We start from the raw sequence: 15,760 nt of genomic DNA, 5'->3' as shown, positions 1-15,760 counted from the left end.
ACGAACAGCTTGCCCCGCAGCACTTTCTGAACTGTTTCGGGAAGTGCTGCGGGGCAAGCTGTTATGGAAAGAAGTCTAGCGAGCTTAGATGCGGTTAAGCTTGCGAAAGAAGGCCTCCTGGTAGGATTTGCCGATGGGTACGTGGTTGCCGCCGGGCACTACGGCCGCCCCGTCCTCGATGGCCTCAATGCGCCGCATATTCAGGATGTAGGAGCGGTGCACCCGCACGAAATGGTCGAAGGGCAGGCGCGCGTCCAGGGCCTTCATGGTGGTATAAACGATGTACTTTTGCTTGTCCGTGACGATAATCACGTAGTCCGACAGGGCCTCGATGTAGAGCACTTCATCGAAGTTGATGCGCACCATCTTGTTATTCACCTTCACGAACAAGTCGTTATCGGGGGGAGCCGTTGGAGCTGCGGCCGGACTGCCAGCGGCGGTAGCCGGGGTAGCATGCTGCTGCAGGGCCCGCTGCACGGCCCGGCTGAAGCGGGCGTAATCGAAGGGCTTGACGAGGTAGTCGGTTACGCGCAGGTCAAAGGCATCGACGGCAAAATCCTCGTGCGCCGTGGTCAGAATGACAATGGGCGGATCGGAGAGGACGCGCAACAGGTCGAGCCCGTTGAGCTGGGGCATCTGCACATCCAGAAAGAGCACATCCACTTTGTTGCCCGCCCGGAAGTAGTTCAGGCCCTGCAAAGCATCATCAAGGGAGGTAACCAGCTGCAGCGAGTCGGTAAGGGAAATATAGTGCTCCAGCGTCAGCCGGTTGATTTCTTCGTCATCAATAATAGCACAGGTCAGGACAGGAACAGTAGCCATACGGAGCGGAACGGAGGGCGGAAAGGGTAAGTCGGAACGGGTGGGGCAGCTGCCTGCTAACTGGCTGAATGGGCCCGCTAAACAAGCATTGCAGTTTTTAACTGAGTAGCTAAACTACTCTACTTCGGGTAGGCAACCAAGTTAATTATATGGAACAAAATGTATTATCTCATTTTTGGACGCAGAGCAAACGGCTTCTGGAGTGGCCGGCTTCCCCGTGCCTTCCAAACGCATGGTGTTGCCGGCCGCTACCCCCTACCCTTCCCAAAACAGGATACCTCCCGTAGCTACCGCCGCCGGTCCGCCCCGTGCTGTGCCTCAGGCCCGCGCGGCCATTTCGGCGGCTACCAGCTGTTGCACCTCGGGCCGCTGGTAGTCTTCCTCGGTCTGGATGTGGGGCATCAGGCATTGCATAATCTGCTCCTGGGCCTGCCCGTTGGCCAAGGCCTCAGCGTAAGGAAGGTGCGAAAACGTCACCTGCGAATACAGGGGTAGCCACTTGTCGGGGTACTGGGTTGAAATCTTGCTTTCAATCTTCTTCTGAAGCAGAAACCGGGGGTCGGCTACCCGGTCGCGCATTTCCTCGAAGTTGTATACTGCCAAGTCAGCCATGGCATCGGCGTTGGGCTTGCGCTGCTGCTGAAACTCCCGGAAAATCACGTTCCAGTCGCGGCCGTGGCGGGTAAGCAGTTCGTGTAGGGCTGTGCAATCCTCAAAGCCGGCGTTCATGCCCTGCCCGTAAAACGGAACAATAGCATGGGCGGCATCCCCGAGCAGCAGCACGGCATCGTGGTAGGTCCAGGGGTAGCAGCGCACGGTAACCAGCGAGCTGGTGGGGTTTTCAAAGAATTCGGTTTCCAGCTCCGGCATCAGGGGCACGGCATCCGGAAACACGTCCTCGAAGAAGGCGCGCACGTGAGCCGGAGTTTGCAGGGCCTCGAAGGAAACAGGGCCTTCGAACGGAAAAAACAGGGTGCAGTTAAAGGAGCCGTCGAGGTTAGGCAGGGCAATCATCATGTACTGGCCCCGGGGCCAGATGTGCAGCGCGTGCTTTTCCAGGGCCCACTCGCCGCCGGAGGCCGCGGCAATGGTCAGTTCCTTATAGCCGTAGTCCAGGTAGTGCTGGGAGTAGTTGAACCGCTCGGTGCGCTGCATGGCGCCACGCACCGCTGAGTACGCCCCATCCACCCCAAACAGCCGCCGGAAAGGCACCGTCCGGCTCTCGCCCCGCTCCGTATCCAGCATTTCTACTATCTGCTGGCGCAGATCTACGCGCTGGCACTGCTGGTTGAAGGCTACCCGGATGCGCGGATTCTGCTCCACCAGATCCAGCATGCGGCGGTTGAGGCCCGCGCGCGACACCGAGTAGATGGCCTGGCCCTCCTGGCCGTAGGGCTGGTAGGTGAGCTGGCCGTGGGGGTCGTGCATCATGCGCCCGTGCATGGCAATGGCCACATCCCGCACCGAGTCAGCAATGCCTACCCCCTCCAGCGCCCGCCACCCCCGGTCCGACAAGGCCAGGTTGATAGAGCGGGCCTCCACCGGGCCGGCCTTCCGGATATCGGGGCGGCGCTCAAACATTTCTACTGCGTGGCCGTGCTGGGCCAGGTAAAGCGCCAGCAGGGAGCCCACCAGCCCGCCGCCCATAATGGTCAGGAGTTCAGTTTCTGCGGTGGGGGAAGCAAAATCGGCCATGGGTACGCGGAGCTAAGCAGTAAGAAGTAGCAATTGGAACAACGAAAGTAACCGATTCCGTCGGCATCAGTTGGCCGAGGAAAATACCAGGTTCAGGAGGGGTAGCCGGGTAGTTGACCGTAAGAGGGCCCTGTTGTAACAGACCAGACCTTTACTTTGAACTTTGGAAAGATTACCGGGCGCGAGGCCCGCCTATATCGCCTATCCTGCTTGCCGTATGTCAGCCGTTCTATCCTTATGCCGCCCTCACCAGGAGCAGCCCGCACGCCTACCTGCCGGCGCAGTACGCACCCTGACAGAATCCAAACCCATGGCAGCAACCTTAGCCCGGACTAACCAGCTACCAAACGTGGAACCTGCGCAAAGTGCGACGCGAAAACTAAATATTTTTCACGTTGGAGGTTACTTAATAGGCGACGAAAATTGCCTATACCTGTACGGGCCGCCCGATTTGCGCTACTGACGTGTGCTTCGGCCCAGTACGCAGGCACTCTACTTCAGCAACCTGAACTTTCATTTGTTCAATTCCCTACTGACAATAATCATCCGGCTTTCAATCCTTCTCGGGTAGGATATTAGGCATGCACACAATACATTTGTGGCCTTTTCTACCTAGGAGAGGTAGTTTTTCATTTTTGCAGTTTTTTATTATGGGAAAACCTTACCGTTTTCTATTTTTCTTCCTCTTTCTTTTTTTGTGCAGTGCCACAGCAAGCCTAGCGCAGGAGCTGGGCGCCATAGCAGGGAGCGTACAGAATGAGGCAGGGAGCCCCATGCCAGGGGCCACCATCTTTATTCGGGGTACTTTTATTGGCACCAGCACCGACCGGGACGGCAAGTTCAACCTGCGTGCTGACTTCAGCGGGGGGCCTGTGGTATTGTCCGTATCGTTTGTAGGCTACGAAAGCCGCGACGTGACGCTCAGCCAGCCGGATAATACCGTGATGGTGCAGTTGAAGCTGAACCCCACCCAAACCAACGAGGTAATTGCTTCGGCTTCGCGGGTAGAGGAAGGCATTCTGCAGGCGCCGGTAACGGTAGAGAAAGTAACCTCGCAGCAGATTCTGCGCCTGCCTCCGCCCGACGTGCAGGTGGGCCTGAATCAGTTCAAGGGCATTGACGTGAACAGCACGAGCATGATTATGAACTCGCTGAGCACGCGCGGGTTTAACTCGGCTAAGTCGGAGCGCCTGATTCAGCTCACGGATTACTTTGATACTCAGTCGCCCTCGCTGAACATCAACACGGGTAACCTAACGGGCCTGCCCGAGCTGGACATTGAAAGCATTGAGATTATTCACGGTCCGGCCTCGGCGCTGTACGGCGCTAACGCCTTTAACGGGGTGCTGCTGCAAAACTCCAAGGACCCCTTCGTGAGCGAAGGCCTGAGCGTGCGCCTGCGCGGCGGGGAGCGGAGCTTCTTTGACGGGCAGGTACGCTACGCCCAGAAAATTGGCGACAAGTTCGCCTTCAAAGTAACCGGCGCCTACCTGACGGCCAACGACTGGCTGGCCAGCAACTATTCGGCTACCAGCAAGCAAGTACAGTCCAACAACAACGCCCAGGGCTCCTCGCTGGGCTACGATGCCGTGAACCGCTATGGCGATGTGGACGGCTACACCTTCGCGGCCAACTTCCCCTTCCCGGAGGTCCGCAACAAAACCGTATTCATGCCGGGCTTTGAGGAAAAGACCCTGGTAGGGAATGACGGCCGGGCCAAGTCGCTGAAGATTCACCCTTCGGTATCCTACCTGCTTACCAGCAGCATCAAGCTGACGGCCGGCGCCAACTACAACCGCGGCACGGCCAGCTACCAGAGCACCAGCCGCTACCGCTTCAAGGATTTCGGCACGAACCAGTACCACGGCGAAATTAAGGGCGAGCGGTGGTTTGTGCGGGGCCAGTCCATTCAGGACTTTGGCGGCAACTCCTACGACCTGACCTTCCTGGGTAACTTTATCCAGACCTCGCCCATTGCCGGCGGTAACACCACTACTACCTACGCTCAGCGCTACTACGGTACCTACGTGAACACCTACGTAGGGGCCCGCACGGCCGGCCAGACCGATGCTCAGGCGCAGGCCGCCGCCAAGGCCGCCGCCGACCCGCTGCAGCTGGATCCCACCAGCGCCGAGTTCAGTGCCCTGCGCAAGCAGATTATCAACGATGCTACCGTGGGCCGGGGCGCCCGCCTTAACCCCAGCTCCCTGCTCAACGAGGGCAACGCCCAGTACAACTTGAAGCTCGGCGAAACGGCCGATCTGATTGTGGGTGCGGCTTACCGCAAGTTCCGGCTGGGTTCCCAGGGCAACCTGTTCTCTGACACTGATGGCCGGATTCAGAACCACGAGCTGGGCGGCTACGCGCAGCTGACCAAGAAATTTCTGCAGGAACGCCTGAAGCTGGCCCTGGCCGGCCGGATTGATGGCTTCAAGAACTTCGACCCCGCCTTCTCGCCCCGCGCCTCCCTGGTGTACTCGGCGGGCAGCCAGCGCCAGCACAACTTCCGCACTACCTATGGCCGGGCATTCCGCTCGCCTACCCAGCTCGACCAGTACGTGCGGCTGGACCTGGGCCGGGTGCTGCTGCTGGGCAACGTGGACAATGGCTTCCAGGGCTACAGCATTACCACCGGCCGGAACGTGGACGTGGCGCCCCTGCAGCTGGAGCGCCTGAGCAGCTATGAAATTGGCTATAAAGGCGCCCTGACGCCGAAGCTGGTACTGGACCTCGACTACTACCGCAACTACTATAACGACTTCATCGGGGCCCAGCGCTTCGTAGGTAGCGCCGACGGCACCCGACCCGAAACCCTAGCCGCCGGTCGGGTGCTGCAGGTGTGGACCAATGCGGATCAGGAAGTGCGTACCCAAGGCATGGCCGTGGGCCTGACCTACGCGGCTGCTTCGTTCCTGAACCTGGCGGCCAACTACTCGCTGAACGTACAGGACCGCAGCGACGTGCAGAACGCCGAGTTCCAGACGTACTTCAACACACCTAAGCACAAGTATAACGTGGGCGCCAACGGCACGGTGCTTAACCGCGTGAGCTACGCCCTGAACTATCGTTGGGCCCAGGGCCACGAGTACGGCCTGCCGTTCGCCGTAGGCCAGCTGACGGACTACAGCTCGACGGATGCTTACCTGGGCTATACCCTCTCGCAGCTGGGCCTCACGCTGCAAACAGGAGCATCCAACCTCTTCAATGCCAACAATATTCAGGTGTACGGCGGTCCTCAGATTGGCCGGCTGGTGTACCTGGGGCTGCAACTGGAGGTAAAGTAAACCTCGCTGACAGTTCAGGTTGTCTGAAAGCCGCTTTCCTCAAGGAAGGCGGCTTTTTACATTCCAGCCAGGAGCTGTCCCAGGCAGTAGCTTCAGGCAGGAGAAGCAGTGGGCAGTAGTGAGCAGCGCTGGCAGCAACGGCGCGCTGCCTGCCAATTCCTGAGCCGGCTATGAAGTCATCTTTCCAGAATTGGGATGCTTTCCAAGCAAGGGAATAGTAATTCTGGCTTTGGCCCCGCCAAATGTGATGTTGACCCCTATAGGTGCCTGATTCAGCGAAAAGCTCAACCGTAGTACTATAAGCAGCGGTAGGTTTGCGGTCCTTTTAGGACACACCGCGAATTACCACATGAAACCTCTCTATCCGTCTGTTTTGGCGGCTTTGCTACTGCCGCCCCTGGCGGCTACCCACGCCTTTGCCACCCGTCCCGAGTTGCCCGCCTCTGTTGGCGCCGCTCCTGATCCAGCCGAACGTTCCGTGTCCGGGCAAGTGCTGACGGATAGCGGCGAGCCGTTGCCGGGGGCTACGGTTTTTATCAAGGGCAGCTTTATTGGCACCAGCACGGACCAATTTGGGAAGTTTGTGCTCAATGCCAATTTTGAAAACGGGCCCGTTACGCTGGTCTTTTCCTACGTGGGCTTTGATAGCCGCGAGATTACGCTGCAGGCGCCGGAGCTGGCCCTGAACGTGGGACTTTCGCCCAGTGCTACCCTGCTGAACGAAACGGTCGTTTCGGCCTCCCGCGTGGAAGAAAATATCCTGCGCGCGCCCGTTACCATCGACAAGCTCTCGACGCGCCAGATCGAGAAAATCACTACCCCCGAAATTCTCAGCGGCCTGGGCCAGCTGAAAGGGCTCGATGTCAGCTCGGCCTCCATGCTGTTTACCAGCGTCAGCACCCGCGGCTTTAACACGGCCAAATCGGAGCGCGTGATTCAGCTGGTAGATTACATGGACACCCAGCTGCCTTCCCTGAACCTGAGCCCTGGCAACCTGGTGGGCATTCCGGAGCTCGACATGGAAAGCATTGAAATCATCCATGGCCCGGCTTCGGCCCTGTACGGCTCCAACGCCCTGAGCGGGGTTATCCTGTTCAACTCCAAGGACCCGTTCGTGTACGAGGGCCTGAGTGTGCGCCTGCGCGGCGGCGAGCGAAACCTGCTGGATGGGCAGGTGCGCTTTGCCAAGAAGCTAACCGACAAGCTGGCTTTCAAGGTAAACGCCAGTGCTTTCCGGGCCAACGACTGGATTGCCGACAATATGGAAGCTACCCGCAGTTCGGCCAACCCGCAAGGCTCCCCGCTGGGCTACAACGCCGTGAATCGCTACGGCGAGCAGAGCTACACCTACACGCCGCTGCAACAGCTGCCCGGCGGTACCAGCCAGGAGCTGTACGGCAAAACCGTGTATATGCCCGGCTTCACGGAGCAGCAGCTGATTCGGGAAGACAACCGCACCTCGTCTTACCGTGCGCAGGGCGCTCTTTCGTACCTGCTACGCGACGATTTGAAGCTGACCGTGGAAGCCAAGTACGCCGAAGGCACGGCTACCTACCAGAACATCAGCCGTTTCCGGGTGAAAGGCCTGGGCACGAAGCAATACCGGGCGGAGCTGAAGAGCGGCAAGGGCTTTCTGCGCCTGTACTCTACCGAAGACTTCACCGGCAACTCCTACGAGCTGAACCAGCTGGGCTCCCTGATTCAAAACTCCCCCCTGGCGGAAGGCAGCACTATCAGTTACGCCCAGCAGTTCTACGGGGTCTATAACCAAGTGTACTCCCAGGCCCGCAAGGCCGGGCAATCGGTGGAAGCCGCGCTGGCTACGGCCCAGACCGCAGCCAACGCTACCCAGCTTACGCCCACCGACCCGCGCTTCGGTAGTCTGCGCGAAAAGCTGATTGCCGACCAGCAGCCGGGCCGGGGGGCGCAGCAGTACTTCAGCTCCTTCCTGCACGACATCAGCGGGCAGCGCACCTTCCGCCTTTCCGATGTGGGCACGGACCTGACAGTGGGAGCCGCCTACCGCCAGTACCGCCTGGGTTCCAACGGCCTGCTGTTCGCTGACCGGAACGGCAAGCGCCTCCGCAACTACGAGTACGGCGGCTACGGCCAGCTGACGCAAACCCTGCTTGAGGAACGCCTGAAACTGGCCCTGGCCGGCCGGGTCGATGAGTTTAAGAACTTTAAGCCAGCTTTCTCGCCCCGGGCTTCCGTTGTTTACTCGCTGGGCCAGAACAAGCAGCATAACTTCCGGGCCAGCTACGGCCGGGCCTTCCGCTCGCCCTCCCAAACCGAGCAGTACCTCTACAGCGACATTCGTACGGGCCTGCTGATCGGGAACGTGGGCAACGGCTTCCAGGGCTACAACTTGGCCCTGTTCAACTCGCCCCAGCTGCTGACGGCCGCCCAGAGCAACCCGGCCGTGCTGCAGCCCTACGAGTACAACATCGCGCCGCTGCAGCTGGAAAAAGTAAATACTGCGGAAATTGGCTACAAAGGCGCGCTGGTGGCCAACCTCTACGCCGACGTGAGCTACTACCGCAGCCGCTACCAAGACTTTATCGGGGCCCAGACGTTCGTGGGCAATACGGATGGCTCGCGGCCTACCCCCCAGCAGCTGGCCGCCGGCTACTCCAGCGCCTACTCCGACCAGAGCAAGCCCACCCGCGTGCTGTACGCCTATTATAATAGTGCCCAGGAGGTGCGCACCCAGGGCGTAACGGCTGGCCTGACGTACTATTTCCGCAAGGCATTCAACCTGACGGGTAACTACTCCCTCAACGTGCTGGACCGCAGCAATCTGCCCGAGGGCTTCCAAACCTATTTCAACACGCCCAAGCACAAGTACAATGTGGGCGCCAACGGCCAGGTGGGCAACCTCACCTACTCCGTGAACTACCGCTGGGTGCAGGGCCACCTGCAGGAAATGCCCTTCGCCGTGGGCACCATCCGCGACTACAGCACCACCGACGCTTACCTGGGCTACACTGTGCCGAAGTTGGGCAGTACCTTCCAGGCTGGTATTTCCAACGCCTTCAATGCCAACAACGTGCAGGTGTTTGGTGGCCCCCAGATTGGACGTCTGGCGTACCTGGGCCTGCGCTTCGATGTGAAGTAGCCCCCAATAAAGCGTGACCTTGGTGAGTTAGTAGGCCCAGAAGGATTTCCGCTGCCCTTTCCTTCTGGTAGGAAAACTCACTTCCCAGACAAGCTCTTCCCTCTGCCCCGAGGTGAAGGGCTTGTCGCGTTTTGCAGGGGTAGGGAAAGAGCAGAAACTAGCTCTGGCTCCGCTTTAGGTCAGCCCCCCCCAACCCTCCTTTCCAAGGAGGGAAACCAGATGTAGTGCTAGCCCACCACTCGAATCACTATTCACCTGTCACTTGCCACCTCATCACCTCCTCACCTAACCAGACGAAACGTGAGGTTCAGGCGGGGACCAACGGGGCGGGCGGTTTTGGGCAGGGCATGCAGCCAGTGGCGCTGGGTAGGCCCGCGCATCAGGAGCAGGCTGCCGGTGGTAAGAGGCAGCGTGACAGGGCCGTGGGCAGTGTGCTGCGGGTCGCGGGGCTTGAGGCGAAAGTTGCGGGTAGCGCCCAGCGTGACGGAGGCAATAACGGGCTCGGGGCCCAGTTCCGGCTCATCGTCGGCGTGCCAGCCCATGCTGTCCTGCCCGGAGCGGTAAAGGTTGAGCAGTACGCTATTGAAGCGGGCGCCGGCCGCAGCTTCTACCTGTTGGCGCAGCCGCAGCAGGGCGGGCGTCCAGGGCTGGGGCTGGAGCTGGAGGCCCGAGTAGCGGTAGGAAGCGCCCGCGTCGCCGTGCCAGGCCGTGAGGCGGGGCTGCATCACCTCCCGGCCAAACAGCCGGATGGGCTCGTGCTTCCAGGCAATGCTGCCGCGAAGCTCCGCGAGCAGGGTTTGGGCCGCTGGCAGGGGTAGGAAATGGGGGTCGAACAGCAGTTCGGCAGCAGGCAATAAGATGGGGGTAAGAGCCATCAGCCAGGTTGCTTACACCGCCGGGCTTACCCCAAAGCGCAGGTACAGAATGGCAAACACCATCATAATCAGGGCGCAGACGAGCAGGGCCCCACCCCAGGGCCGGCTGCGGTAGGGCTGCAGCCCAATAAAGCGGGGCCAGACAAAAAGATTATAGAGCACAATGGCGAGGATGTTGAACACGGAGCCCAGCCAGAAATACTGCGTGCCGTAATTCTCCAGAATCCACTTCATGGAATACTGCGCTCCTACCCAGTACCCCAGCGCCAGGAGCAAAACCAGCCACGAAAGCCCGAACCGGCGTAGCGTACGCAAATTGAGGGCCAGTAGCACGCCGCCAGCTACCATGCTGAACAGCACCGAAAAAACCGTGATAGTGCTGGGGGAATACAGCACGGGTCCGGTTTCGTCGGCAACTTCGGCCGGTACCTCTTCCCCCCGTATGCGCCGGCGGGCCTGCTCCCGCTCCTCTTCCTGGGCCCGGGCCACCGATTCGCGGCGGGCGGTTTCCTGCTGACTGATTTGGAGCTCCTGCATAATGGTAGCCGCGGCGGGCTCCGGGGTACCGCGGCGGTCCAGTTCCTCCAGGGCGGCCAACACGGCTTCCTCGCGGTACTGGTAGCGGTTATCCACGTAGTCGCGCAGCTCCGCAACGGTTTTGCGGCTCATTTTCGCCGCGAAGTCTTCAGCCATGGTAGTCAGGTCAGCAGAATCAAAACTAGCCCGGGGCCAGTACCTCTGGTTTTACGCAGAACAGGTTTTTGCAGCGAAAAACTTTCCGCCGGGGCCAATATTCTATTCGGCTTGGTGGGCCCAGCCGGCCAGCACCTGGCCTACCCGGTACACATCCTCGAAGGTGTTGTAGAGCGGCACCGGGGCCAGCCGAATCACGTTGGGCTCGCGCCAGTCGCCGATAACGCCTACCCCCATCAGGTGCTCAAACAGGTCGCGGCCGCCCTGGTGCACCAGCAAGGAAAGCTGGCAGCCCCGCTGGGCGGGGTCCTGGGGGGTAATGATTTCGAGGCGGGATTTGGGCAGGCTGAGGCGGGTGATAAGGAACTCCAGGTAGCCCGTCAGCAGCTCGCTTTTGCGGCGCAGGGCTTCCATGCCGCCGGCCGCCTCATGAATGGCCAAGGCGGCCTCGTGCACGGCCAGCGTGAGGATGGCGCCGTTGGAAAGCTGCCAGCCGGCGGCCCCGCGCATGGGCCGGAAGCCCTTTTTCATCTGGAAGCGCTCCTTATCATCGTAGCCCCACCAGCCGGCCAGGCGTACCAGGTCAGGGCGGTCGGCAAACCGCTCGTGCACAAATGCCCCCGATACCCCGCCGGGGCCCGAGTTTAAGTACTTGTAGGAGCACCAGCAGGCAAAATCCACGTCCCAGTCGTGGAGGTGCAGGGGAATATTGCCGGCCGCGTGGGCCAAGTCGAAGCCCACCATGGCCCCTACCGCGTGGCCCGCCTCGGTAATGGCGGCCATGTCGTACACCTGCCCGGTGTAGTAATTAATGCCGCCCATCAGAATGGTGCAGAGCGAGTCGCCGAGCTCCGCAATCTTGGCCAGAATATCCTCGGTGCGCAGGGTGTGCTCGCCGGGGCGGGGCACGAGTTCCACAATGGCGTCGTCGGGGTCGAGGCCACGCATGCGCACCTGGGTTTCCAGGGCATATTGGTCGGAAGGGAAAGCGCCGCCTTCCATCAGCACCTTGTAGCGGGTGGCGGTGGGCTGGTAGAAGGAAATCAGCAGCAGGTGCAGGTTGGTGGTGAGGTTGTTCATCACGACGACCTCCACGGGCTTGGCGCCCACAACGCGGGCCGAGGCCTCCTCCAGACGCTTATGAAAGTGCATCCAGGGGGTTTCGCCCTTGAAATGCCCTTCCACGGCCAGCTGCTCCCAGTTCCGGAACTGCTGCTCGGCGGCGGCGCGGGCTGTGCGGGGCTGCAGACCCAGGGAGTTGCCGCAGAAGTAGAGGCTGTCGTCGCCGTTGGGCGCGGGCGGAATCAGAAACTGCTGGCGGAAGTCGCGCAGCGGGTCCTGCGCATCCAGCTGGCGGGCAAAGTCGAGGGTGGGTTCGAAGGTCATCGGGGCAAAGATACCAATGGGGAATTGGTGATGGGGTGATGGGGTGATGGGGTGATGAGGTAAACGGGCTGGCGGCAGACTTCTGGCCGCAGGCCAGGCGTCTGCCCGCCGGGAAATGGGGCAAGTCTCCCGACTTGCGGCCGCCAACGGCGGCCATCTGGCGCCCGCTCCGTTAGGGGCCGCGTGGCGTTGTAGAAAGTGGGGGCAATCTTGCCTTCGAAAACTGCGAGCCACCCTGTTTTGGAGTACATAACCGGAAAATGACCGTGACGGCGCGGACGGCCCAGGCGCGGGCTGGCCGCCTCCGGCGGCCGCAAGTCGGGAGACTTGCCCCATTTCCCGGCGGGCAGATGCCTGGCCTGCGGCCAGAAGTCTGCCGCCAGGGCGTTACTCATTCACTCATCTACTCATTCCCCAATTCACTATCTGAACCGGCTGGCGTCCAGGCCCAACCAATCCAGCGCGTTCTGGCCGAGCATGCGGGCCTTTACGTCATCGGGGTAGGGTAGGGAGCGGATTAGCTCGCCGGGTACAGCTTCGCCGAGGGGGAAGGGGTAGTCGGTACCCAAGGTGATTTTCTCGGGGCCAAGAGTTTGCACGAGGTAGTCGAGCAGGCGCGGGTCGTGCACCAGGGAATCAACCCAGAACCGGCCCAGGTACTCGCGCGGGTGCACGGCATTATCCACGGCGCAGAGGTCGGGCCGCACCTCGAAGCCGTGGCCGATGCGCCCGATGGTGGTAGCAAAGGTGCCGCCGCCGTGGGCTACGGCCACGCGCAGGCGCGGCAGGCGCTCCAGCACGCCCCCGAAAATCAGGGAGCAGAGGGCGCGGGTGCTTTCGGCGGGCATGCCCACCAGCCAGGGCAGCCAGTATTTGGGCATCTGCTGCTGGCCCATCATGTCCCAGGGATGTACAAACACGCAGGCCCCCAGCTCCTCGGCCGCCTGAAAAACCGGAAACAGCTCCGGCGCGTCCAGGTTCCAGTCGTTGACGTGGGAGCCGATCTGCACGCCCGCCAGGCCCAGCTGCATACAACGCTCCAGCTCCCGGATGGCCAGGTCGGGGGCCTGCAGGGGCAGGGTGCCCAGCCCCACAAACCGGGTGGGGTAGCGCCGCACCACGTCGGCAATGTGGTCGTTGAGCAGCTGGCTCAGGTCCAGGGTATCGAGGGGGCGGGCCCAGTAGCTGAACATCACGGGCACGGTACTGAGCACCTGCACCTGAGTCCCAAGCTGGTCGTACTCGCGGATGCGCACGGCGGGGTCCCAGCAGTTATCCTGAATTTCGCGAAAAAACCGGTCGTCCTGCATCATGCGGGCGCAGCACGGGCGGTGGTGCTCCAGCCGGATAAAGCCGCCGTACCCGTACCGCTCGCGCAAATCAGGCCACCGCTCGGGCAGAATGTGGGTATGAATATCAATGCTGAGCACGGCAGAGGCAGCAGGTTATTCGGCGGGAGCCGCTTTCGGGGGTGCTTCCATATACGTGCCACACACGGTGCAGGTCCGCAGCTCGTCGGAGGCCCAGAAGCGGTTCATGATGGGCGGCAGCTGGGCCACGATGTCGGTAATTTCGGCAAACTCTTCGTGGAGCTTGTGGCCGCAGTTTTCGCAGTACCACTGGAAGCCGTCCAGCTCGCCGGGCGTGCGGTAGCGTTCCAGCACCAGGCCCACCGAACCGGCCGGCCGGCGCGGCGAGTGAGGTACGCCGGCCGGCAGCAGGAACATGCTGCCGGCTTTAATTTCAATGTCCACGGGCTTACCGTCTTCAATGACCTTTACTACAATGTCGCCCTCCAGCTGCAGAAACAGCTCTTCGCCCTCGTCCACGTGGTAGTCTTTGCGGGCGTTGGGGCCGCCTACTACCATCACAATGAAGTCTTTATTATCCTTATAGACCTGCTGGTTGCCAACGGGCGGCTTGAGGAGGTGGCGGTGTTCGTCAATCCACTGCTGAAAGTTGAAGGGCCGAATCATAAGACGGTATGCTAAAATGAGAGGGGTAGGCGGCGAATGCGCTACGGCAAATAACGATATTCCCGTGGATGGTGGCTACGTATCTTGCCGGCCCGGCCAGAGGGCGAAGCCCATCCGACCACTTGACGTTGCGGCCGCCGGCCCGGAGGGGCTTGGCGCTCTTCAGGGGGTAGGCGGGCATCGTGCGGCTGGCGCGGGCGCCAACCGGTCGGGCACCTCCAGCGTCGGACCAGAGCCGACTTTTCTCTCCTCCTCCTTTCCTCTACCTTTTACTTCTTCACCCTTCATGGATTTACTTTCTCAACGCGCCCTGGTGGGCGGCAGCACCCAGGGCATTGGGCGGGCCGTGGCCGAAGCCCTGGCCGAGCGCGGCGCTACCATTACCTTGCTGGCCCGCAACGAGGCGGCCCTGCGCGCGGTAGCCGCCGCCCTGCCTGCTCCCGCCGGACAGCAGCACAACTTCCTGGTGGCCGATTTCAACCAGCCGGCCACTGTGCAGCAGCAGGTGCGGGAGTATCTGGCGCAGGCGGAGCACAGCTTCGATATTCTGGTGAACAACACCGGCGGCCCGGCGGGCGGCCCGATTCTGGAGGCGCCGGTGGAAGCTTTTCGGGCCGCGTTTGAGCAGCATCTGGTGTGCAACCACTTGCTGGCGCAGGCGGTAGTGCCGGGCATGCGCCGGCGCGGGCGGGGGCGCATCATCAACGTCATCAGCACTTCCGTGAAGCAGCCGTTGCCGGGCCTGGGCGTCTCGAATACCATCCGGGGGGCGGTGGGCAACTGGGCCAAAACCCTAGCCAACGAGCTGGCCGCCGACGGTATTACCGTGAACAACGTGCTGCCGGGCGCCACCGTCACGCAGCGCCATACTTCTCTGATTGCCAAGAAAGTAGAGCAAACCAACCAGACCACCGAAGAGGTAGAGGCAGCCATGCTGCGCGGTATTCCGGCCGGGCGGTTTGGGCAGGCCCGGGAGGTAGCGGCGGCGGTAGCCTTCCTGGCCTCCGAGGCGGCTGCCTACATCACGGGCATCAACGTGCCGGTAGATGGCGGCCGGACCAGCAGCCTGTAGGGCCGGCCGCCGGCTTCCCGGCCGCTTTTGGCCCCCGTGTGCTTTTAATAGTAGCTCCCGTGGGCAGACAGCCTATATTTGAGCGTTTTCCGCGACTAGACCTGCTCCGCTTGGTACACTTCCATACGCTTTCCATCATTATCCCGGTTTACAACGAGGCCCGCACCATTCACCAGATCCTGGATTTGCTGCGCGGGCTGGAGTTAATCAATCAGATCAGAAAGGAAATTATTCTCGTGGATGACTGCTCGTCGGACGACTCGGTGGCGGTGATTGAGGCCTACGCGGCCCAGCACGCGCACCTGGGGCTGCGGCTGCTCCGGCATACGGTAAATCAGGGCAAGGGCGCAGCCCTGCACACGGGCATCCGCGAGGCCACCGGCGACTACGTCATCATTCAGGATGCCGACCTGGAGTACGATCCTGAAGAGTATAACCTGCTGATTAAGCCCATTCTGCGCGGGTTTGCCGATGTAGTATTCGGGTCCCGCTTTATGGGCGGCAATCCGCACCGCATTCTGTTCTTCTGGCACAGCATCGGCAACCAGATGCTCACGTTCCTGAGCAACATGTGCACCGATCTGAACCTGACGGACATGGAAACCTGCTACAAGCTGTTCCGCCGCGACATTATTCAGGGCCTGAAACTGGAGGAGAAGCGCTTCGGCTTCGAGCCCGAGGTAACGGCTAAGGTATCGCGGGTGCCCAATGTGCGCATTTACGAAGTGGGCATCAGCTACTACGGCCGCACGTACGCTGAGGGTAAGAAAATTGGCTGGCGCGACGGATTTCGGGCCATCTACTGCATCCTGAAGTACGGGCTGTTCGGCTAACCTGCT

General features: G+C 61.1%; 11 protein-coding genes. 4 read left to right on the top strand and 7 right to left on the bottom strand.

Going from position 1 to position 15,760, the window contains the following annotated elements; translation table 11 throughout:
• Nucleotides 1-84: 84 nt before the first annotated feature.
• Nucleotides 85-822 (bottom strand): LytR/AlgR family response regulator transcription factor, encoded by a 738-nt coding sequence (locus GGU46_RS19160; RefSeq protein ID WP_183405176.1) that lies wholly within the window; start codon nt 820-822, stop codon nt 85-87.
• Nucleotides 823-1,140: 318 nt separating this feature from the next.
• Nucleotides 1,141-2,517 (bottom strand): FAD-dependent oxidoreductase, encoded by a 1,377-nt coding sequence (locus GGU46_RS19155; protein ID WP_183405175.1) that lies wholly within the window; start codon nt 2,515-2,517, stop codon nt 1,141-1,143.
• A 581-nt stretch (nt 2,518-3,098) separates the two neighbouring features.
• Between GGU46_RS19155 and GGU46_RS19150 the strand changes: the two genes are divergently transcribed.
• Nucleotides 3,099-5,801 (top strand): TonB-dependent receptor, encoded by a 2,703-nt coding sequence (locus GGU46_RS19150; protein ID WP_317171940.1) that lies wholly within the window; start codon nt 3,099-3,101, stop codon nt 5,799-5,801.
• A gap of 349 nt (nt 5,802-6,150) precedes the next feature.
• Entirely contained in the window at nt 6,151-8,919 is a 2,769-nt protein-coding gene (locus tag GGU46_RS19145; RefSeq protein WP_183405173.1) for a TonB-dependent receptor, read from the top strand.
• 281 nt (nt 8,920-9,200) lie between these two features.
• Here the strand turns inward: GGU46_RS19145 and GGU46_RS19140 are convergent, their stop codons facing one another.
• The 5 genes from GGU46_RS19140 to GGU46_RS19120 form a co-directional block, all read right to left on the bottom strand.
• Nucleotides 9,201-9,773, bottom strand: a complete 573-nt coding sequence (locus GGU46_RS19140) for an alpha-ketoglutarate-dependent dioxygenase AlkB family protein (protein ID WP_246399033.1) — start codon at nt 9,771-9,773, stop codon at nt 9,201-9,203.
• Nucleotides 9,774-9,806: 33 nt separating this feature from the next.
• Nucleotides 9,807-10,487, bottom strand: a complete 681-nt coding sequence (locus GGU46_RS19135) for a hypothetical protein (protein WP_183405171.1) — start codon at nt 10,485-10,487, stop codon at nt 9,807-9,809.
• A 102-nt stretch (nt 10,488-10,589) separates the two neighbouring features.
• Nucleotides 10,590-11,873, bottom strand: a complete 1,284-nt coding sequence (gene kynU, locus GGU46_RS19130; RefSeq protein ID WP_183405170.1) for a kynureninase — start codon at nt 11,871-11,873, stop codon at nt 10,590-10,592.
• Nucleotides 11,874-12,295: 422 nt separating this feature from the next.
• Nucleotides 12,296-13,303, bottom strand: a complete 1,008-nt coding sequence (locus GGU46_RS19125; protein WP_183405169.1) for an amidohydrolase family protein — start codon at nt 13,301-13,303, stop codon at nt 12,296-12,298.
• 15 nt (nt 13,304-13,318) lie between these two features.
• Nucleotides 13,319-13,849, bottom strand: coding sequence for a 3-hydroxyanthranilate 3,4-dioxygenase (locus GGU46_RS19120; RefSeq protein WP_183405168.1), 531 nt, complete (start codon nt 13,847-13,849; stop codon nt 13,319-13,321).
• 286 nt (nt 13,850-14,135) lie between these two features.
• Here GGU46_RS19120 and GGU46_RS19115 point away from each other — a divergent pair, with 286 nt between their 5' ends.
• Entirely contained in the window at nt 14,136-14,921 is a 786-nt protein-coding gene (locus GGU46_RS19115; RefSeq protein WP_183405167.1) for an SDR family oxidoreductase, read from the top strand.
• 110 nt (nt 14,922-15,031) lie between these two features.
• Nucleotides 15,032-15,754, top strand: coding sequence for a glycosyltransferase family 2 protein (locus GGU46_RS19110; RefSeq protein ID WP_183405166.1), 723 nt, complete (start codon nt 15,032-15,034; stop codon nt 15,752-15,754).
• Nucleotides 15,755-15,760: the final 6 nt, after the last annotated feature.

It is taken from the genome of Hymenobacter latericoloratus, from assembly GCF_014199535.1.
Classification (GTDB): Bacteria; Bacteroidota; Bacteroidia; order Cytophagales; family Hymenobacteraceae; genus Hymenobacter; species Hymenobacter latericoloratus.
This window is presented reverse-complemented; position numbering and strand designations above follow the sequence as displayed.

Coding starts and splice junctions, on each gene's coding strand:
- GGU46_RS19160 (WP_183405176.1), bottom strand. CDS start 822: ATGGCTACTGTTCCTGTCCTGACCTGTGCTATTATTGATGACGAAGAA.
- GGU46_RS19155 (WP_183405175.1), bottom strand. CDS start 2,517: ATGGCCGATTTTGCTTCCCCCACCGCAGAAACTGAACTCCTGACCATT.
- GGU46_RS19150 (WP_317171940.1), top strand. CDS start 3,099: ATGCACACAATACATTTGTGGCCTTTTCTACCTAGGAGAGGTAGTTTT.
- GGU46_RS19145 (WP_183405173.1), top strand. CDS start 6,151: ATGAAACCTCTCTATCCGTCTGTTTTGGCGGCTTTGCTACTGCCGCCC.
- GGU46_RS19135 (WP_183405171.1), bottom strand. CDS start 10,487: ATGGCTGAAGACTTCGCGGCGAAAATGAGCCGCAAAACCGTTGCGGAG.
- kynU (WP_183405170.1), bottom strand. CDS start 11,873: ATGACCTTCGAACCCACCCTCGACTTTGCCCGCCAGCTGGATGCGCAG.
- GGU46_RS19120 (WP_183405168.1), bottom strand. CDS start 13,849: ATGATTCGGCCCTTCAACTTTCAGCAGTGGATTGACGAACACCGCCAC.
- GGU46_RS19115 (WP_183405167.1), top strand. CDS start 14,136: ATGGATTTACTTTCTCAACGCGCCCTGGTGGGCGGCAGCACCCAGGGC.